This is a genomic window from Streptomyces katrae (assembly GCF_002028425.1).
Classification (GTDB): domain Bacteria; phylum Actinomycetota; class Actinomycetes; order Streptomycetales; family Streptomycetaceae; genus Streptomyces; species Streptomyces katrae_A.
The window spans coordinates 6,023,345-6,042,693 of sequence record NZ_CP020042.1; the positions used below are offsets into that span (position 1 = coordinate 6,023,345).

Annotated in this window: 17 protein-coding genes and 1 tRNA gene; 12 read left to right on the plus strand and 6 right to left on the minus strand. The window is 74.4% G+C overall.

Annotated elements, in window-relative coordinates; all coding sequences use genetic code 11:
- Window positions 1-10 precede the first annotated feature (10 nt).
- From B4U46_RS27370 to B4U46_RS27380, 3 genes are all read left to right on the plus strand, one after another.
- Window positions 11-310, plus strand: coding sequence for a type II toxin-antitoxin system RelE/ParE family toxin (locus tag B4U46_RS27370; protein ID WP_237293144.1), 300 nt, complete (start codon window positions 11-13; stop codon window positions 308-310).
- A complete protein-coding gene (locus B4U46_RS27375; protein WP_079430306.1) occupies window positions 307-645 on the plus strand; it encodes an XRE family transcriptional regulator in 339 nt (112 codons plus the stop codon). Before B4U46_RS27370 ends, B4U46_RS27375 begins: the two co-directional genes overlap by 4 nt.
- An 80-nt stretch (window positions 646-725) precedes the next feature.
- The gene (locus B4U46_RS27380; RefSeq protein WP_079430307.1) at window positions 726-1,481 is read left to right on the plus strand and encodes an alpha/beta fold hydrolase; all 756 of its coding nucleotides are present in this window, start codon (window positions 726-728) and stop codon (window positions 1,479-1,481) included.
- A 63-nt stretch (window positions 1,482-1,544) separates the two neighbouring features.
- Here B4U46_RS27380 and B4U46_RS27385 read toward each other — a convergent pair.
- A tRNA-His gene (locus tag B4U46_RS27385) sits at window positions 1,545-1,617 on the minus strand.
- 29 nt (window positions 1,618-1,646) lie between these two features.
- On the opposite strand from B4U46_RS27385, the gene B4U46_RS37560 reads away from it, so the two are divergent.
- Both B4U46_RS37560 and B4U46_RS27395 read left to right on the plus strand, forming a co-directional pair.
- The gene (locus B4U46_RS37560) at window positions 1,647-1,919 is read left to right on the plus strand and encodes a hypothetical protein (protein ID WP_123995258.1); all 273 of its coding nucleotides are present in this window, start codon (window positions 1,647-1,649) and stop codon (window positions 1,917-1,919) included.
- A gap of 362 nt (window positions 1,920-2,281) precedes the next feature.
- On the plus strand, window positions 2,282-3,439 hold the full coding sequence (locus tag B4U46_RS27395; RefSeq protein ID WP_079430309.1) for an aminopeptidase P family protein: 1,158 nt from the start codon (window positions 2,282-2,284) through the stop codon (window positions 3,437-3,439).
- Window positions 3,440-3,581: 142 nt separating this feature from the next.
- Here the strand turns inward: B4U46_RS27395 and treZ are convergent, their stop codons facing one another.
- Window positions 3,582-5,333: a malto-oligosyltrehalose trehalohydrolase gene (gene treZ, locus B4U46_RS27400; protein WP_079430310.1), complete on the minus strand. Its 1,752-nt coding sequence runs from the start codon at window positions 5,331-5,333 to the stop codon at window positions 3,582-3,584.
- A gap of 109 nt (window positions 5,334-5,442) precedes the next feature.
- Between treZ and B4U46_RS27405 the strand changes: the two genes are divergently transcribed.
- Entirely contained in the window at window positions 5,443-6,015 is a 573-nt protein-coding gene (locus B4U46_RS27405; RefSeq protein WP_079430311.1) for a DUF1707 and FHA domain-containing protein, read from the plus strand.
- Between the two features lie 224 nt (window positions 6,016-6,239).
- Window positions 6,240-6,656, plus strand: a complete 417-nt coding sequence (locus tag B4U46_RS27415; RefSeq protein WP_079430313.1) for a GNAT family N-acetyltransferase — start codon at window positions 6,240-6,242, stop codon at window positions 6,654-6,656.
- On the opposite strand, the gene B4U46_RS27420 is transcribed toward B4U46_RS27415, so the two are convergent.
- Together B4U46_RS27420 and treY are read right to left on the minus strand one after the other, a co-directional pair.
- The gene (locus tag B4U46_RS27420; protein WP_079432016.1) at window positions 6,638-7,867 is read right to left on the minus strand and encodes a M14 family zinc carboxypeptidase; all 1,230 of its coding nucleotides are present in this window, start codon (window positions 7,865-7,867) and stop codon (window positions 6,638-6,640) included. The genes B4U46_RS27415 and B4U46_RS27420 overlap by 19 nt on opposite strands.
- A gap of 242 nt (window positions 7,868-8,109) precedes the next feature.
- The gene (gene treY / locus B4U46_RS27425) at window positions 8,110-10,359 is read right to left on the minus strand and encodes a malto-oligosyltrehalose synthase (protein ID WP_107438325.1); all 2,250 of its coding nucleotides are present in this window, start codon (window positions 10,357-10,359) and stop codon (window positions 8,110-8,112) included.
- Between the two features lie 82 nt (window positions 10,360-10,441).
- Here treY and B4U46_RS27430 point away from each other — a divergent pair, with 82 nt between their 5' ends.
- Window positions 10,442-11,770 (plus strand): MFS transporter, encoded by a 1,329-nt coding sequence (locus tag B4U46_RS27430; protein ID WP_079430314.1) that lies wholly within the window; start codon window positions 10,442-10,444, stop codon window positions 11,768-11,770.
- Window positions 11,771-11,844: 74 nt separating this feature from the next.
- On the opposite strand, the gene glgX is transcribed toward B4U46_RS27430, so the two are convergent.
- Window positions 11,845-13,959, minus strand: coding sequence for a glycogen debranching protein GlgX (gene glgX / locus B4U46_RS27435; RefSeq protein WP_079432017.1), 2,115 nt, complete (start codon window positions 13,957-13,959; stop codon window positions 11,845-11,847).
- 295 nt (window positions 13,960-14,254) lie between these two features.
- Between glgX and B4U46_RS27440 the strand changes: the two genes are divergently transcribed.
- Both B4U46_RS27440 and B4U46_RS27445 read left to right on the plus strand, forming a co-directional pair.
- Window positions 14,255-15,517, plus strand: coding sequence for an SAV2148 family HEPN domain-containing protein (locus B4U46_RS27440; protein ID WP_079430315.1), 1,263 nt, complete (start codon window positions 14,255-14,257; stop codon window positions 15,515-15,517).
- A gap of 218 nt (window positions 15,518-15,735) precedes the next feature.
- Complete coding sequence (locus B4U46_RS27445; RefSeq protein ID WP_079430316.1) at window positions 15,736-16,449, plus strand: 3'-5' exonuclease; 714 nt, start codon at window positions 15,736-15,738, stop codon at window positions 16,447-16,449.
- Window positions 16,450-16,500: 51 nt separating this feature from the next.
- Here B4U46_RS27445 and B4U46_RS27450 read toward each other — a convergent pair whose 3' ends face one another.
- Complete coding sequence (locus B4U46_RS27450) at window positions 16,501-17,352, minus strand: phosphotransferase enzyme family protein (RefSeq protein WP_079430317.1); 852 nt, start codon at window positions 17,350-17,352, stop codon at window positions 16,501-16,503.
- A gap of 33 nt (window positions 17,353-17,385) precedes the next feature.
- Here B4U46_RS27450 and mgt point away from each other — a divergent pair, with 33 nt between their 5' ends.
- Complete coding sequence (mgt, locus tag B4U46_RS27455) at window positions 17,386-18,678, plus strand: macrolide-inactivating glycosyltransferase (protein ID WP_398908003.1); 1,293 nt, start codon at window positions 17,386-17,388, stop codon at window positions 18,676-18,678.
- A 17-nt stretch (window positions 18,679-18,695) separates the two neighbouring features.
- A complete protein-coding gene (locus tag B4U46_RS27460; protein ID WP_079430319.1) occupies window positions 18,696-19,295 on the plus strand; it encodes a DUF1697 domain-containing protein in 600 nt (199 codons plus the stop codon).
- Window positions 19,296-19,349: the final 54 nt, after the last annotated feature.

Consider the following 19,349-nt stretch of genomic DNA (forward strand, 5'->3'; position numbering starts at 1 on the left):
CTTCGCGGGCGTGGCGCAATGGGAAGTGACCCTCGTGGGCGAGGTGGCTGCATGGTTCGACGAACTGGCGCGGACGGACTGGGACAGCGCCGAGCAGGTGGAGGACGCCATCGATGCGTTGGCGATGGTCGGCCCCACGCTCGGCCGGCCGCTCGTCGACCGCATCAAGGGCGCGGAGCAGCACCACATGAAGGAGCTGAGGCCGGGCTCCTCCGGCACCACCGAGATCCGGATCCTGTTCGCTATCCCGCTCGCGGAGAAGCGGTACCAGGCTCACCTCGCCGAGCTCGACACCAGGGAGTACGAATGAACGGCATCGGCTGGGAGGAAGCGAAGCGGCAGGTGCGTGAGCGCCGTGCCGCCGAGGGGCTGCCCGTCCGGTCGGCCGCCGAGAAGCGGGCGGCGATGGACCGGCTCCTGGCCGAGGTCCGGGCGTACCGGCTCGCCGAGATCCGGCAGGAACAGGCCCTGACCCAGAGGGACGTGGCCGAGACCATGGGCGTCTCCGCGCCGCGCGTGTCGGCGATCGAGAACGGTGACATGGACCGGACCGAGGTCGCCACGCTGAGGTCCTACGTGGAGGCGATCGGCGGACACCTGCGCGTCGTGGCGGACTTCGGGGACACCGAGTACACGGTGGCGTGACGCCGGGCGGTGTGATCGTAGGCGCGGTGGGCAGAACGAACGGCGTCGGTTCCCACATCCCCGTCACCGAGGGAGAACGCATGGCCATCGCCCACCGCAGGATCGGCACCGGCCCCGTCCGCGTCATCGTGCTGCACGACTGGTTCGGGACCTCCGCCAACTGGGGCTCCGTGCTCGACTACCTGGACCCCGAAGGGTTCTCGTACGCCTTCTTCGACTACCGCGGCTACGGCGAACGCCGCGACGTCCCCGGCCGCCACACCCTCCCCGAGATCGCCGACGACGTCCTCGAACTCGCAGACCAGCTCGGCTGGGACACCTTCTCCCTCCTCGGCCACTCCATGGGCGGCAAGGCCGTCCAGCAGGTCCTGGTCCGCGCACCCGAGCGGATCGAGAAGCTGATCGGTCTGTGCCCGGTCCCGGCCGCGCCCTACGAGATGGACGACGCCACCCACGCCCTCTTCCACGGCGCCGCCGAGGACCCCGGCAAGCGCCGCGCCATCCTCGACCTCGTCACCGGCCACCGCGCGAGCCGCCACTGGCTGGACCGGATGGTGGCCCACTCCCTGGCCGTCTCCCGCCCCGAGGCCTTCGCCGGCTACCTCGCCGACTGGCAGCCCCGCGACCTGACCCCCGCCGTCAAGGGCAACACCGTCCCGGTCCTCGTCCTCGTCGGGGAGTACGACCTCGCCCTCACCGCCGATGTGATGCGCGCCACCTGGCAGGCCTGGTACCCGGACTGCACGGTCGTCACGATCCCCGGCGCCGGCCACTACCCGCCCCACGAGACCCCAGTGGCTTTCGTCACGGAGGTGGAGGCCTTCCTCCGCGGGTGACGGGCGCCACAAACGCCCGTAGGGGGTACCAGGCGGACCTCGTACCCCCTACGGGGAAGAAAGGGTGAGTGACGGGACTCGAACCCGCGGCCACCTGGACCACAACCAGGTGCTCTACCAACTGAGCTACACCCACCACGAAGGGCGGCGGACCACCCGTTCGTCGTGCAAGCACAGCATAGCCGATCAGATGGGTGGTTCCGCGACGCCTTATCCGGCGTCCCGGCTACCGGCCAGGCCCGCGGCCGGGCCGACGTGCTGTGCCTGGCCGCCGTCCCGCCCGGGCGGGGCGCCCTTGCCGTCGGCCTCCGCCTGCTCGGCGCCCTCCCCGCCGTCGGCGGCACCCTGCACGTCATGCCGCCGCGCCAGGTGGCCGCCGCCCTCGCCGCCGGGGACTGTGGCCTCGGGCCCGTCGACGGCCTCGCCGCCCCCCGGTGACCCCCTCCGGCTGCCCGACGTGGCCCCGGTGCAGTCACCGGGGTCGCGGAGGAGGCACTGGCCCCCTCCTCCCGGCCGCCCCTTCGCCCGGCGCGCCGCCGTCCGGCTGGACGACCTCACCCCCGCCCACGGCTCAGCGCGCACCGCCCTGCGCCACGACGGCACCGACCTGCACGCCCCGTGCGCCCTCGCCACCGCCGGCACGGCCTCGTCCTGCTGCCCCGCCGCGGCGGGCTCCGGCGCCGGGGCCGCCGTACCGCTCGACACCCCGCGCCCGGTACACCGTACGGAGCTCCCCGCACCCGGAATCCCGACCGGCGCGGCCCCTGCGCTCGCCGCACGCCTCACGGCAGGATCCCCGTATGACCACCACACCGCAGCCCGCCCCCGCCCCCGCCCACCCCGACCCGGCCCCCTTCACCACCGCCGACTACTCCGCCCGCATGGCCGCCGCAGCCCGGGCCGCGGCCGACGCCGGCCTGGCCGGCCTGCTCATCGCACCCGGCCCCGACCTCGCCCACCTCACCGGATACCGCCCCACCGCCGAGACCGAACGGCTCACCCTGCTCGTCCTCGCCGCCGGCCAGGACCCCGTCCTCGTCGTCCCCGCCCTCGAGGCCCCCGACGCCGCCAAGGCCCCCGGCGCCGGCGCCATCACCCTGCGCGACTGGGCCGACGGCAAGGACCCGTACGCGCTCACCGCCCCACTCCTCGACGTCAGCGGCCGGTTCGGCGTCAGCGACAACACCTGGGCCCTCCACCTCCTCGGCCTGCAGAAGGAGTTGCCCACCACCTCCTACACCCCCCTCACCGAAGCCCTGCCCATGCTCCGCGCCGTCAAGGACGACCGCGAACTCGCCCGCCTCGCCGCCGCCGGAGCCGCCGCCGACGCCGCCTACGCGCAGATCCTCCACGTCCCCTTCGCCGGCCGCCGCGAGAGCGACGTCGCCGCCGACCTCGCCGGCCTGCTGCGCGCACACGGCCACTCCCAGGTGGACTTCACCGTCGTCGGCTCCGGCCCCAACGGCGCCAACCCGCACCACGAGGCCGGCGACCGGCTCATCCGGCACGGCGACATGGTCGTCCTCGACTTCGGCGGCCTCAAGCACGGCTACGGCTCCGACATCTCCCGCACCGTGCACGTCGGCGAACCCACCGCCGAGGAACAGCGCGTCCACGACATCGTCCGCGAAGCCCAGCAGGCCGGCTTCGCGGCCGTCCGCCCCGGCGCCACCTGCCAGGACGTCGACCGCGCCGCCCGCGCCGTCATCACCGAGTTCGGCTACGGCGACCGCTTCATCCACCGCACCGGGCACGGCATCGGAGTCACCACGCACGAGCCGCCGTACATGGTCGAGGGCGAGGAACAGCCCCTCGTCCCCGGCATGTGCTTCTCCGTCGAACCGGGCGTCTACCTGCCCGGCCGCTTCGGCGTCCGCATCGAGGACATCGTCACGGTCACGCAGGACGGCGGCCGCCGCCTCAACAACGCCCCTCGCGAGATGGCGATCGTGCAATAGCCGCGGACCGGCGCGCAGGGGACCACGGACGGAGGCGGAAGGCGAGGGCTGGCAACGGGAGACTACGGGAGGCAACGGGAGACTACGGGCGGCAACGGGAGGCAACGGGAGACTACGGCCCGAAGCAGGAGCCCATGGGCGGCTACGGCCCCAGTACCACCGCCGACTCGCCCGGTACGTGCAGGCGCCCGTCCGGACCCGGATGCTCCACCGGCTCCCACGAGGCCAGCACCCGCACGCCGTTGCGTCCCAGCGCGACCGTCACCGACTCCGTCCCCAGGTTGACCACCACCCGTACGTCACCCCGCCGGAACGTCAGCCACCGCCGCTCCTCGTCGAAGGCGACCCGGACCGCCGCCAGGTCCGGGTCGCGCAGGTCCGGCTGCGAACGGCGCAGCCGGATCAGCGTCCGGTACCACTCCAGCAGCCAGGCGTGCGACTCCCGCTCGGGCTCGGCCCAGTCGAGGCAGGACCGCTGCCTGGTCGCCGGGTCCTGCGGGTCCGGCACCTCTTCCGCCTTCCAGCCGTGCGCCGCGAACTCCCGGCGCCGGCCGCTGCGCACCGCCTCGGCCAGCTGCGGGTCCTGGTGGTCGGTGAAGTACTGCCAGGGCGTCCCCGCCCCCCACTCCTCGCCCATGAACAGCATCGGCACGAACGGCCCCGTCAGCGCCAGCGTCGCCGCGCAGGCCAGCAGCCCGGGGGACAGGGACGAAGACAGCCGGTCGCCCACCGCCCGGTTGCCGACCTGGTCGTGGGTCTGGGAGTAGCCCAGGAAGCGGTGCGCCGGGGTGCGGCGGCGGTCCACGGGCCGGCCGTGGGTGCGGCCCCGGAAGGAGGACCAGGTGCCGTCGTGGAAGAAGCCCCGGGTCAGGGTCTTGGCCACCGCGGCCAGCGGGGCGGCGGCGAAGTCGGCGTAGTAGCCCTGGGATTCGCCGGTCAGCGCGGCGTGCAGGGCGTGGTGGAAGTCGTCGTTCCACTGCGCGTGCAGGCCGAGACCCCCGGAGGGCCGCGGCGTGGTCAGACGCGGATCGCACTGATCGGACTCGGCGATCAGGAACAGCGGCCGCGCCGACTCGGCGGCCAGCGCGTCCACGGCCGCCGAAAGCTCCTCCAGGAAGGACAGCGCCCGCCCGTCGGCCAGCGCGTGCACGGCGTCCAGCCGCAGCCCGTCGATCCGGTAGTCCCGCAGCCAGGCCAGGGCGCTGCCGATCAGGTACGCCCGCACCTCGTCCGATCCCGGCGCGTCCAGGTTCACCGCGGCGCCCCAGGGCGTGTGGTGGGTGTCGGTGAAGTACGGGCCGAAGGCGGGGAGGTGGTTCCCGGACGGGCCGAGGTGGTTGTGGACCACGTCCAGCACGACCCCCAGCCCCGCCGCGTGCGCCGCCTCCACGAACCGGGCCAGCCCCGCCGGACCCCCGTACGGCTCGTGCACCGCCCAGGGTGCCACCCCGTCGTAACCCCAGCCGTGCCGGCCCGGGAAGGGGCAGACCGGCATCAGCTCCACGTGTGTCACGCCGAGCGAGGTCAGGTGCCCCAGGCGGGCGGCCGCGGCGTCGAAGGTGCCCTCGGGGGTGAACGTGCCGATGTGCAGCTCGTACAGCACCGCGTCCTGGAGCGGGAGGTGCGGGGGCGCGGTACGGGGGGTGAGGGGCTCGAAGTCGACCACGGCGGACAGGCCGTCGGTGCCGTCCGGCAGCCGCCGCCCGCGCGGGTCCGGGCGCACCGCCGGATCGTCGCCGAGCCGGAACCCGTACCGGTCGCCGTCGGCCGCCGGGGCCTCGGCCGTCCACCAGCCCCGGCGGCCGGGGGCCGGGTCGGGCGTCATCTCGTAGGCGGTGTCGTTCAGTCGCAGGGCGACCCGACCTGTCAGCGGTGCCCACACCTCGAACTGCACGGACGGTCCCCTTGTCCTCGGCCGACGTGGCATGCGTATCGTGCCCATCATTCCGGGCCCGCCGGGGGAGTTCTGGACACTCCGCACCCGACGGGCCGACAATCACCCTGTGACGTCGAGTTTCGAGTTCCCCGCCTACCCCGCCCCGCGCCTGTCCGACGCGGAACGGGACCGGGCGCTGGGCCAGCTCAGGGAGGGCGCGGCCCTCGGGAAGCTGTCGCACGACACCTTCCTGCGGCGGATGGAACTCGCGCTGGTCGCCCGCCGCTCCGAGGACCTGGCCGTGCTCCTGGCCGACCTGCAGACCCGCGGGGGCCCGCTCGGCGCCGAAAGCCCGTGGACCCACCGGCTGTTCGGCTGGGTGGGGCGGGCCTCGGCGGTGTCGGTGGGGGTCCGGCGGGCCTGGCAGGCCGAACGGCTCCCGAAGCTGCTGCTCCCGCATCCGGGCGCCGGCCCGCTGCGGATCGGCCGCGACCCGGGCAACGGGCTGCGCCTCAGCCACGACACCGTCTCGCGGGCGCACGCGGAGCTGAGCCTGCGGGACGGGGTGTGGCTGCTCAGGGACCTCGGCTCCACGAACGGCACCACCGTCAACGGGCGCCGGGTCACGGGGGTGGCCGTGGTGCGGGCGGGGGACCAGGTGGGATTCGGGAGGATGACCTTCCGGCTGTCCGCCGGCTGAGGTCCGCCATCCGGACGGGGCGCGGTGGGCCGGCGGGGCCGAGGGCAGGATGTCCTCCCATGAACCAAGACCCTTCCGCCGCTGCCGCTGCCGCTGCCGCTGCCGCTGCCCCTGCCTCCGGCTCGGGCTTTGCCTCCGCCTCTGCCTCTGCCTCTGCCTCCGCCTCTTCCTCCGCCTCTTCCTCTTCCTCCGGCTCCCGCGTCCGTTTCGCCCGGCCCCAGGACATGCCCCGGCTCGCCGAGCTCATCCACGAACACGTCGCGTACGAGAAGTCGGACCCCCGCCCGCCCGGCCTCGCCGAACGCCTCACACCCCGGCTGTTCGCCGAAGGGGCCCGGCTCTGGGTGCTGCTCGCCGAGCCCCCTGACGGCACGGTCGCCGGATACGCGGCCTGCTCGGAGGAGTTCGCCTTCTGGGACGCCTCCTTCTACCTCCACATGGACTGCCTCTACCTGGCGGAGGACGCCCGCGGCCACGGCCTGGGCGCCGCCCTGATGGAGGCCGTGGCGGACCTCGCCCGCGAGCGCGGCCTCGACCACGTCGAATGGCAGACCCCGGACTGGAACGAGGGCGCGATCCGCTTCTACGACCGCCTGGGCGCCGGCAGCCGGGCCAAGCGCCGCTACGCCTGGCCCGTCTGAAGACACCGGTGGGCGGCGAGGACCGTCCGGGACTGGTGCTCCACCTGCGTGGCCACCGGCACCCGGCGGGCCCGGAAGCGCGCCGAGAACTCCTCGCACCACCCCGTCACCAGCCGGTCCAGGCCCGGCGCTGCCGGATGCCCCTGCGGCCGGACCACCCGCAGCAGCATCGCGGCGGCGCGCAGCGTCAGGCGCCGCCCGAAGGCGTCGACACTGGCCAGGGCGGCCATGGTCGTCCCGGCCGGCGCCACCGGGCCCGTCCAGGCGGCGGTGACCTGCGGGATCAGTCGCAGCGTCCAGTCCACCGCCCGTAGCAGCGCGGCCGCGTCCGGGTCCGCCGCCCCGACCCCCTCGCGCAGCTCCGCGACCCGCGCCGCCTCCCCGTCCAGCCGCCCGGCCAGCGCCCGCAGGGCGCCCCTGGGGTCCGGGTGCGGGGCGGGATCGTCCACAAGGTCGGAGGCCCACATGGGCACCTCCACGATCGCGGTGGCGGTCGCACGGTGGCACCAGGTGCTCAGCCGGGTGTCCTCGGAGTGGGACCCCATGACCCCCGCGTCCGGCATCACGAAGATCCCCGGGCCGGGAGAGGCCCAGCCGGAGGCGTCGGAGGCCCCGGTCTCCACCGGGATCCGCAGCTCGGCGGCCGACTTCCCGAACGGCTCGGCCAGCCCCGGCAGGTCCCGCGTGAGCTGCACCCAGGAGCCGCCGAGATCCGTACCGTGCAGGGACACCTGGAGCACGGGACGCAGCTCGTCGATGAGTCCCGTCAGCGCGAGGGACTCGGGCGGGAGCCGGTCAGGGGGGAGCAACGAAGGCGCCCACTCCGGCTGTTCGGGTCCCGGGGGACGGTAGAAGTGCCGGTGGTAGTCGAGCAGTGAGACCGGGCGGGGGGTACGGTGCAGCGCCGCGCCGTCGGGGTCGGCACAGAGCAGGAAGTGCCACCCCGCCCCCTCACCCGGACCCTCGCTCACCCGCCGCGCGAGCTCCAGCACGGTCGCCCCGCCGACGGGCTCGTTGGCGTGCGCCCCGGCGACGACCAGCACCTCACCCCCGCCGCGCCCCTCGACGGAGAGCACCCACAGGGGCTGCCCGCCCCGCGACTCCCCGACCTGCCGCAACCGCACCCGGGCGGGGTACTCGTCCGCCATCGCACGTGCGGCCAAGGCGAGTTCGTGCGGGGCGGGATAACGCATGTCATGGAGGAGGCTCACCCCCATGCCATGCCCGCCACACCCCCGCCCTACTGCACCCGAACGTCTGTGCCGGTCCCCAGGCCGAGTCAGGTCCCGACCACCCCCGCCCCCGTCCGGCTGTCCGGTCACCGCCCGGCGGGACGCCGCCCCCGCCCCACCCACCCGCACCCGGGGCGGCGGGTGGGCAGACACCGCCCCGCCCACGCCCCTCGAGGGGGCGATGGCCGGTCCCCGCCGTGACGGCCCCTACCCCGCCCGGGTCAGGGCCGCCACCGGGAGCGTTGCCAGGAGGTGCGATAGCCGGACCTTTCCCTCGTACGGGGTGGACGGGCGCGGGCCGTGGGTGGGGAGCCAGTGGCCCGGGGGAGGGGGAGGGTGGTGTCGCGCCAGCCGCCTGCTTCCGCCAGGCGGTGGGAGAGGCGGGTGGCCACCGCCACCAGGCCGCCCGGGCGGGTGTAGGCCAGGCAGTGGTCGGAGGCCGGGCCGTCGGCCGTCAGGGGGGCGTAGCCCCTGAACAGGGCCGGGCGGGAGCGGCGCAGCCGCAGCAGGGCGGCCGTCAGGGCCAGCTTCTCCTCCGCGAGGGTCGCCGGGGCGGCGCCCGCGTCCAGGGCGGCCAGGGCCTCCCCGGGGAACTCGGCCGGGCGGCGGTTGTCCGGGTCCACCAGGGCGCGGAACTCGGACTCGGAGCCCTGGTACACCTCCGGCACCCCCGGCATGGTCAGGTGCAGCAGGGTCATGCCCAGCACGTTGGCCCGGGCGGCCTCCGACAGGGCCGGGGGCAGCTCCACCGGGTCCGGGGGGACGAGGTCCGCGATTGCGGCCTCGTAGGCCTCGTCGGGGTCGGTCCAGGAGGTGCGCAGCGCGGCCTCCCGTGCGGCCTTGAGGAGCGCTGCCGCCAGCCGGGGGCCCCGTTCGGGGACGTCGCCCAGTCCGAGCGCGCTCTGCCGGGCCACCCAGGCCAGCTGCGGGTCGGGGCCGCCCACCGGCCCCATCGCCTCCGGCGCCTGCGACAGCGCCGCGATCCGGGCGCGGACGTCCGCGCTGCGCTTCGTGTCGTGGGTGGACAGGACCGTGCCCGCGGCGGGGCGGTCCCGTTCGCGTTCCTCGCAGTACGCGTGGAACTCCGCCACCGCCACCGCCGGGGCCCCCGGCGCCCCGCCGACCTCCGTCGCCGACAGCAGCGGGGTCCAGCGGTAGAAGGCCCGGTCCTCCAGGGACTTGGCGCGCAGGGCCGCCGAGGTCTGGGCGAAGCGGGCCTCGAAGGCGGGGCTCTGCTCCAGGAGGGCCCGTACGCCGTCCACCGCGGCCGTCCCGGCCCGCGCGGCGGCGCGTTCCAGGGTCTGCGGGTCCGGGCCCGGCCCGCCGGGGTAGGTCCGGTACACGGGCGAGGCGATCAGCAACTCGCGGACCGCCGACGCCCGTTCCGGCCCAGCCCAGCGTTCCAGGGTGGCCAGTTCGGCGGCCAGGTCGCCGGTCAGGACCTCCCGGGCGGCCGTCGAAGCGGTTTCCTCCCACGAGGGTGTGCCCGTCGACTCGCCGTGCTGCCGGGTCAGTTCACCGGCTCCGGCCGCGTCCGTGAACACCCCGTCCACCCGGTGCAGCGCGTCGTAGCCGGTGGTGCCCGCCACGGGCCAGGACGCCGGCAGGCGTTCGTCGCGGGCCAGGATCTTCTCCACGACCACCCAGCAGCCCGGGCCGGCCGCCGCCCGCAGCCGCCGCAGGTACTCCTCGGGGTCGGCCAGGCCGTCCACGTGGTCGATGCGCAGGCCCGCCACCACCCCGTCCCGTACCAGCTCCAGCACCTTGGCGTGGGTGGCGGCGAAGACGGCGGGGTCCTCCACCCGCACTCCGATCAGGTCCGAAATGGTGAAGAAACGGCGGTAGTTGAGGGAGGTACGGGCCTCGCGCCACCAGGCCGGCCGGTACCACTGGGCGGCCAGCAGCTCCGGCAGCGGCAGGTGCGCGGTGCCGGCGCGCAGGGGGAACTCCCGGTCTCCGCAGCGCAGCAGGTCCTCGCCGGCGTCCACGGTGAAGGGCTCGTCCGGCCGTGCGAGCACCGGCAGCAGGAGCTGTCCGCCCCCCGCCTCCCAGTCGATGTCGAACCACCGGGCGTAGGGCGACGCCGGCCCCTCCCGCGCCACCTCCCACAGGGGCCGGTTCAGCCGCAGTGGCGACGGCAGCGCCATGTGGTTGGGGACGATGTCGAGCACCAGCGCGAGCCCCCGCTCCCGCGCGGCCGCGGCCAGGGCGCGCAGACCCCGCTCCCCGCCGAGTTCCTCCCGGACCCGGCCGTGGTCGGTGACGTCGTACCCGTGGGCCGAGCCCGGTACGGCCTCCAGGACGGGGGAGAGGTGGAGGTGTGACACGCCGAGCGAGGAGAGGTACGGCAGGGCTGCCCCGGCCGCCGCGAAGGGGAATGCGGGCGTCAGCTGGAGACGGTACGTCGACGCCGGAATGACGTCCTTCTGAACGTCGGATTCCGATTGGCTGATTGAATACCGCTGGCTCATGAGAACGTACGTACCCAGCCCGCGTGATTCCGTGCCATGACCCAATGCATCCGGGTGACTGCGCCGCGTTAGTGTCGATCAAGTGGCTTCAACCCTCAGTACGTACCGGAGCGTCATCGCCCTGACCGGGCCCTTCCTCCCCGTCCTCTCCTTCTTCGCCCGACTGCCCGTCGCGATGTCCCAGTTCGGGAGTGTCCTGCTGGTGTCCGAGACCAGCGGCTCCCTGGCCACCGCCGGCATCGTCGGGGGCTGTCTCTCGGCGGGCCAGGTGGTCTTCGGGCCCGTTCTGGGGCGGCTCGCCGACCGGCACGGGCAGCGGCCCGTGGTCCTTGCCGCGGCGGCGGTCAACGCCGTGGCCACCGCCGCCCTCGTCGCCGGGGCGCTCACGGGCCTGGGGACCGCCGTGCTCGCCGCCGTCGGCGCCGTCGCCGGGGCCTCCGTGCCGCTGATCGGGCCGCTCGCCCGGACCCGCTCCGTGGCGCTCGCCCACCGGGCGCGGGCCGGTGAGGGGGTGGTGGGGGCCGTGCACTCGCTGGAGGGCACCCTCGACGAGGTCTCCTTCGTCTTCGGCCCCGCGCTCGTCGGCCTGGCCGCGCTCGCCCTGCACCCGGCCGTCGCCCTCGGCGGGGCGGCCGCCCTCGTCGCCGTCTTCGGCACCGCCTACGCCCTGCACCCCACCGCCGCCGTCACGGCCGCGAGCCCGGCACGGGCCCGCGCCGAGGGCGTACGGGCGCCGCGCCGGCCCCGCGTGGCCCAGCCCCGCGTGGTCCACGCCGTCCGCGCCTCCCTCGCCCTCCAGGGCGCCATGTTCGGCGCCTGCCAGGCCGGAATCGCCTCCCTCACCGCCAGGTTGGGCGTACCCGGCCAGGCCGGCATCGTGTACGCCGCGATGGGGGTGGTCAGCGCCGCCGTGGGCCTCGCGCTCGGCGCGCTGCCCGCCCGCTTCGGGCTGCGGCTGCGCTGGCGGGTGGCGACGGGCGCGGCGCTGGTGCTGTCGGTGCCGCTGCTGTTCACGCAGACGCTGTGGCCGCTGTACGCGGTCGTGACCGTCCTCGGGGCCGCCTACGCCCCGCACCTGATCACCGCGTTCGCGCTCACGGAACGGGTGGTCGCGCCGTCCCGGCTGGCCGAGTCGATGGCCTTCGCCGCGAGTGCGCTGGTGGCCGGGCAGGCCGCGGCCCTGGCCGTCTCCGGGCGGCTCGCCGAGGCCCACGGGCCCGTCGGGGCCTTCGCGGTGGCCGTGGGCGCGGCCGCACTGTGCCTGGCCACCGCCCTGGTCACCCGGGTCCCGTCGGCCCGGCCCCCGGCCCCGGCCGCGGAACCCGCCAGGGCGTTCATCCCGGCCCAGCGCACCGGTTCCGTCGAGGGCCGGGGCGCGCCCGGCGGCGCCGCGGGCTACGCCGGGCGCTGAAGCGGCGCCGCGGGCTACGCCGGGCGCTGGAGCACCGCCGCGGACTACTCCGGCCGCTGGAGGACCGCTGCACGCTACGCCGGGCGCTGGAGCACCGCCAGGCACCGGCCCGTCAGCGCCACCCGGTCCCCGGCCGCGTACTGCGGCCCGGTGCCCGGGGGCAGCACCTCCGCCCGGGAGGTGTCCACGACCAGCCGCCAGTGCGCGCCGTGCCCGGCCGGGACGGTGAACTCCTGCGGGTCTGCACCCGCGTTGAACATCAGCAGGAACGAGTCGTCGGTGATCCGCTCCCCGCGCGAGCCGGGCTCGGAGATGGCCTCACCGTTGAGGAACACCGTCAGGGCCCGGGCGTGCTGCGCCTGCCAGTCCCGGGCCCGCATCTCCTCGCCGTGCGGGGTGAACCAGGCGATGTCGGAGAGTTCGTCATGCGTGCCCTCCACCGGCCGGCCGTGGAAGAAGCGGCGCCGCCGAAACACCGGGTGGTCGCGGCGCAGCCACACCATCCGGCGGGTGAACTCCAGGAGTGAGGGCGGTGGTTTCCCCGGTTCGGGCCAGGTCACCCAGGACAGCTCGTTGTCCTGGCAGTAGGCGTTGTTGTTGCCGCCCTGGGAGCGGGCGAACTCGTCGCCGTGGCTGAGCATGGGCACGCCCTGCGAGAGCATCAGGGTGGCGATGAAGTTGCGCATCTGCCGTTCGCGCAGCTCCAGGACGGCGGGGTCCTCGGTCGGCCCCTCGACCCCGCAGTTCCAGGACCGGTTGTGGGTCTCGCCGTCCCGGTTCCCCTCCCTGTTGGCCTCGTTGTGCTTCTCGTTGTACGAGACCAGATCGTGCAGGGTGAAACCGTCGTGGCAGGTGGCGAAGTTGATGGAGGCCAGCGGGCGGCGCCCGTCGTCCTGGTAGAGGTCCGAGGAGCCCGTCAGCCGTCCCGCGAACTCCGCGAGGGTGCGCGGCTGGCCGCGCCACAAGTCCCGTACGGTGTCGCGGTACTTGCCGTTCCACTCGGTCCACAGCGGCGGGAAGTTGCCCACCTGGTAGCCGCCTTCGCCCAGGTCCCAGGGCTCCGCGATCAGCTTGACCTGGCTGACCACCGGGTCCTGCTGCACCAGGTCGAAGAACGAGGACAGCCGGTCGACCTCGTGGAACTGCCGGGCCAGGGTGGCCGCCAGGTCGAAGCGGAAGCCGTCCACGTGCATCTCGGTCACCCAGTACCGCAGCGAGTCCATGATCAGCTGGAGGACGTGCGGGGAGCGCATCAGCAGGGAGTTACCGGTCCCGGTGGTGTCCGTGTAGTGCCGGGGGTCGTCCGCGAGCCGGTAGTACGAGGCGTTGTCCAGGCCCCGGAAGGACAGGGTGGGGCCCAGGTGGTTGCCCTCGGCGGTGTGGTTGTAGACCACGTCCAGGATCACCTCGATCCCGGCCTCGTGCAGGGCGCGCACCGCCGACTTGAACTCCAGCACCTGCTGGCCCCGGTCGCCGGAGGCGTAGCCGTTGTGCGGGGCGAAGAAGCCGATGGTGTTGTAGCCCCAGTAGTTGCTGAGCCCGTCGTTGGCGAGGCGGTGGTCGTTGACGTACTGGTGCACGGGCATCAGCTCCAGCGCCGTCACCCCGAGCTTGACCAGGTGTCCGATGACCGCCGGGTGGGCCAGCGCCCCGTAGGTGCCGCGCAGCTCCTCGGGAAGGTCGGGATGACGCATGGTCAGGCCCTTGACGTGGGCCTCGTAGAGCACCGTGTGGTGGTATTCGTGGCGCGGCGGGCGGTCGTTGGCCCAGTCGAAGTACGGGTTCACCACGACCGAACTCATCGTGTGCGGCGCCGAGTCCAGGTCGTTGCGGGAGTCGGGACGGCCGAAGTGGTAGCCGTAGACCTCCTCGCCCCAGTCGATCCGCCCGCTGATGGCCCGGGCGTACGGGTCCAGCAGCAGCTTGGCCGCGTTGCAGCGCAGCCCGCGCTCGGGCTCGTACGGGCCGTGCACCCGGAACCCGTACCGCTGGCCGGGCATCACCCCGGGGAGGTAGGCGTGCCGGACGAAGGCGTCCGTCTCGCGCAGCTCCACGGCGGTCTCGGAGCCGTCGTCGTGCAGCAGGCACAGCTCGATGCGGCGCGCGGCCTCGGAGTAGACCGCGAAGTTGGTGCCGGCGCCGTCGTACGTGGCACCCAGCGGATACGCCTGTCCCGGCCAGACCTGCATCAGCAACGACTTCTTTCCATCCTGGTCCGGTCGGTCCGGCGCGGATCACGTCTCTGCCGAATCTTCCCCGAAAGAGGCTCCGCACGCGTGGACTTGGGATGCTCCTCACGGGTGAACCGGAGAGCTGATATGCGGATCGGCTGACCGTCCGGGCATCACATAATGGTCTGACGGACAGTCGGACGGGGTGTGCGTGATCACCTCGGCCGGCTTCGGGCTGCATCGGGCCGCGCGCGCGGAGTACCCTTCCGTGATCACTGGAGACGGGCGTCCGGACGCAGAAGGCGGTGCACGAGTGAGCTCGGGAGGTCTGGAGCTGCCCCCTGGTGACAGCGGTCACGAGGGCGGCCCGGCGGACGCCCCAGGCGGTGTGCCGGGGGCCGCGGCGGCCGGGGCGGCGGTGTCGCTGGCCCAGCCGGCGGCCGGGGAGGGGCGTGCCGGGGCGGAGCTGGACTGGAGCGCCGAGGCGTGGAGCGAGGTCCGGACCCGGGCCCAGCGTGCGGGGCGGGCGTACATCTGGCTGAACCTCATCGAGCAGCGGCTGCGGTCGGTGGTCGGCGCCGTGCTGCGGCCCGTCTACGAGCCCGTGCACGGCGGGGACGACTGGGTGGTCGCGGCCGCCGGTCCCGCCGGGCAGGAGTGGGTGCAGCGGGCGGTGGCGGTGCGCGAGGTCAGCCGGCGCAAGGGCTACCTCCTCGACCCGGCCGACGACAACGTGCTGAGCTTCCTGACCCTGCCGCAGCTGCGGGAGCTGATGGTCCAGCACTGGCCTTGTTTCGAGCCGTACTTCGACGACCGGCGCGAGATCGAGCTGGCCCTGGACGAGCTGGAGGTCACGCGGAACGTGGTCTCCCGCAACCGGGCGCTGTCGCGGGCGGTGCTGGAGCAGGCGGAGCGCGCGTCGGCGCGGCTGCTGGAGGTGCTGGGGGCTGGTTCGGGCAGCCCGTCGGCGGACCGGCTGCCGATCGACGCCGTGGAGGACCTGGTCGGGGACCGGTACGCGGACGTCATCTCCGTCCATCCGGACCGGGTGCGGCTCCAGCGGCAGCTGCCCGCGGAGGACCTGTTCGGCGGCGCGCGGCGGCTCGACGCGATCGGCATAGGCCTCAACCTGCTGGTGCAGAACTTCTCGGGCCGCCGGCTGGTACGGCTGTCGGAGGCGGGCTGCCGGGTGCGGCTGCTGTTCCTGAACCCGGCGAGCAGCGCGGTCAAGCGGCGCGAGCGCGAGCTGGGGCTGCGCAAGGGCGAGCTGAGCCGCTCGGTGGAGATGAACATCCTGCACGTGCGCCGGGTGCGGGCGGGCCTGAAGGACCCCTCGCGCTTCGACATCCACGTCTTCGACGAGACCCCGCGCTTCACCGCCTATCTGGTGGAGGGGCACTCCTCGGGCATCGCGGTGGTCCAGTCGTACCTGCGGCGGGCCCGGGGCATGGAGGCGCCGGTGCTGGTGCTGCGCGGGGGCGGGCGGGGGGTTCCCAAGGACGCGGACCACGGGCTGTTCCAGACCTACCGGGAGGAGTTCGAGTCGGTCTGGGAGGACTCCCGCCCGGTGTCCTGAGCCCGGCCCCCGGGGGTGGCCGCGTCCGGTGTCAGTGCCTCGTGGCAGGCTGAAACGCGTTGACCGGAAAACGGGGGAGGGCGCGTCATGGAGGCGTGGCACGGGGGAGTGCGCGGCGGGTTCGGCCAGGGGACGGCGGGCGCGGGGCCGACGGGTGGCGTGGCGCTCGTCACAGGCGGGCGGCGGCCGACGCCGCGCGCCGGGGCGGGAGCCGTCCGATGAGCTGGCTCGGCGGGCCGCTGGTGGCCTTCGACCTGGAGACCACCGGGACCGACGTGGAGACCGACCGGATCGTGACGGCGGCGGTCGTGCGGCTGGACGCGGACGGGTCCGTGACGGGGGAGCGGACCTGGCTGCTCGATCCCGGGGTGGCCATACCGGAGCAGGCGTCGGCGATCCACGGCATATCGACGGAGCACGCCCGGGCGCACGGGGTGCCCGCCGCGTCCGCCGTGGAGGAGATCGCGCGGACCGTGGCCGGGGCGCTGCGGCTCGGGACGCCCCTGGTGGTGATGAACGCGCGCTACGACCTGTCCCTGCTGGACCGCGAGTGCGGGCGGCACGGGGTCGCCTCGGTCAGCGAGCGGCTGGGCGGCGGGCCTTGGCCCGTCATCGATCCGCTGGTGATCGACAAGCACGTGGACAAGTACCGCAAGGGCAAGCGGGCCCTCCACGCGCTGTGCGACCACTACGGGGTGGCGCTGGACGACGCGCACAACGCGCGGGCGGACGCCCTGGCCGCCGCCCGTGTGGTGCGGCGCATGGGGGAGCGGCACCGGCCGGTCGGCCTGATGCCGCTGGCGGACCTGCACGAGCTCCAGGTCCGCGCGGCGGCCGAACAGTCGGTCTCGCTCCAGGCCTACCTGCGGCGCACGGCCGACCCGGCGGCGGTCGTCGAGCCGGCCTGGCCGCTCATACCCCGCGGGCGCTGACCGCCCCGGCCCGGCGCCGCTCACCGCGCGGCCCCGCGCTGTCCCCGCGGATCAGAAGGGGTACCAGCGCACGTGCGGATCCCCGTCGCGCAGGGAGGCCACACGGCGGCGGAACTCGGCCAGGGCCTTCGGGTTGGCCGGTGCGTGCTGGGCGACCCAGGCGCAGCTGGCCGTCTCGCGGGCGCCGCGCAGCAGGGCGCAGCCCTCCCATGCCCGGACGTCCCAGCCGTAGGCGGTGGTGAAGGCCTCGTAGTCGGCCTGGGGCAGCCCGTACCGGTCGCGGGACAGGGCCATCACCACCAGGTCGTGCTCGCGCAGGTCCACCGAGACGGTCTCCAGGTCGACCAGGACCGGCCCGTCCGGCCCCACGTGCACGTTGCGGGGCAGGGCGTCGCCGTGGACCGGACCCGGGGTCAGGTGCGGGGTGAGGGCGGCGACCTGCCCGGCGTAGGCGTCGCGGCGGGCCCGCAGGTAGGCCGCGTCCTCGGGGTCGACGGCCGTCCCGGCCAGCCGCAGCCAGCGTTCGACCCCGCCGAGGAGGTCCCGGGCGGGCAGCGCGAAGGGCGGGGCGGGCAGCGCGTGCAGCGGCCGCAGGAGCGCCGCCAGGTCCTCGGGGCCGGCCGGGCGGAGCGCGTCGGGGAGCCGGTGCCACAGGGTCACCGGGTGGCCGTCGACCAGCCGTGGCTCCGGTTCGGCCGCGCGGACCGCCGGGATCCCCGCGGTGGCGAGCCAGCCGGCGACCGCCAGCTCGCGCTCGGCCCGCTCCAGCAGCCCGGCCTCGCGGCCGACCTTGACGACGAGGTCCCCGAGGGCGAAGACGGCGTTCTCGCCGAAGGCGAGCAGCTCGGCCGGTCCCGTGAGACCCGCCCGTGTCAGTACGTCCCTGGCCCGTGCCTCGTCCATGCGCTCGTCTCGTCCTTCGCCGCTTGATCGTGAATGCGTCAAGTCTCCCATTCCCCGGCCGACGGGGACCCGTTCTGCGTTATTGGGTTGCACGAGACGTCTCGTCTCGTTAATGTCGATCACATGACCTCAGCCAGGACCGCACACATCGCCATGTTCTCCATCGCCGCCGCCGGGCACGTGAACCCGAGCATCGAAGTCGTCCGGGAACTCGTCGCACGGGGCCACCGCGTCAGCTACGCCATCCCCGCCCCCTTCGCCGGCACGGTCGCCGAGACCGGTGCCACCCCGGTGGTCTGGAAGTCCGTCCTGCCCACCGAGGAACAGCCGGAGGCCTGGGGCACCGAGCTCATCGACCACCTCGAACCCTTCCTGGAGGACGCCGTGCAGTCGCTCCCCCAGCTCGCGGCCGCCTTCGAGGACGACGTACCGGACCTCGTCATCCACGACATCACCTCCTACGCGGCGCGCATCCTCGCCCACCGCTGGCAGGTCCCCGCGGTCTCCCTCTCGCCGAACCTGGTGGCCTGGGAGGGCTACGAGGAGGAGGTGGGCGCCGCCATGACCGCCGAACTGCACGCGAGCGAGCGCGGCAGGGCGTACTACGCCCGCTTCCGCGCCTGGCTGGACGAGAACGGCATCGAGCAGGACGCGGACTCCTTCGTCGGCAGGCCGCGGCGCAGCGTCGTGCTGATCCCGCGCGCCCTCCAGCCCCACGCCGACCGGGTCGACCCGGCCGTCCACACCTTCGTCGGGGCCTGCCAGGGCGACCGCAGCGCCACCCAGGGCACCTGGGAGCGCCCCGCGGCCGCCGAGGGGAAGAAGGTCCTGCTGGTCTCGCTCGGATCCACCTTCACCAAGCAGCCCGCCTTCTACCGCGCCTGCATCGAAGCCTTCGGGGACCTGCCCGACTGGCACGTCGTCCTGCAGATCGGCAAGTTCACCGACGAGGCCGAACTGGGGGAGGTCCCCGCCAACGTGGAGGTCCACCGCTGGGTCCCCCAGCTGGACATCCTGCGGCAGGCCGACGCCTTCGTCACCCACGCCGGCGCGGGCGGCAGCCAGGAGGGCCTGGCCACCGGCACCCCGATGGTCGCCGTCCCGCAGGCCGTCGACCAGTTCGGCAACGCCGACATGCTGGCCTCCCTCGGGGTGGCGCGGCACGTCCCGATGGAGGAGGCCGACGCGGCCACCCTGCGCGAGGCCGTCCTCGGCCTGCTCGCCGACCCCCGCGTCGCCGCCCGCGCCGAGGAGATCCGCGCGCAGATGGCCACCGAGGGCGGCACCCGGCAGGCCGCCGACCTCATCGAGGCCGCGCTGCCGTAGCGGCATAGGGTGCGGCCATGACCAAGAAGCCGACCCCCGTCAAGAAGTACGCGGCGCTGCTGCGCGGCATCAACGTCGGCGGGAAGAAGAAGGTCCCCATGGCGGAACTCCGTTCCGTGCTGGAGGGGCTCGGGTACGGCGAGGTGCGGACCTACCTGCAGAGCGGCAACGCCGTCTTCAGCAGCGCGAGCCAGGACCCCGCCGCCCTCGCCCGGGAGCTGGAGGCGGCCATCGAGGCCCGCTTCGGCTTCCCGGTGAAGGTCCTGGTGGTCGACGGCGCGTACCTGCGCGCCGTCGCCGAGGCCTGCCCCTTCCCCGCCGCCGAGCTGGAGGGCAGGCAGCTGCACGCCACCTTCTTCTCGCAGCAGCCCGGCCCGGAACGCTTCGCGGCGGTCGACCCGGCCGCGTACCTCCCCGAGGACTACCGCCTGGGCGACCGCGTCCTCTACCTCTACGCCCCGGGCGGGCTGGGCAGCTCCGAGCTGGGCGCGGCCCTCCACAAGCCAGCCGTCCTCAAGGGCATCGACGCGACCACCCGCAACTGGAACACGGTCGCCATGCTGGTCGAACTGACGGCCGATCAGCCAGACCCGGCCGGCCAGGCCGACGACGATTAGCCCGCGGGCCCCCAGGACGCGCCCGCCCCCTCCCGGACGGCCCCGGCCACCCGA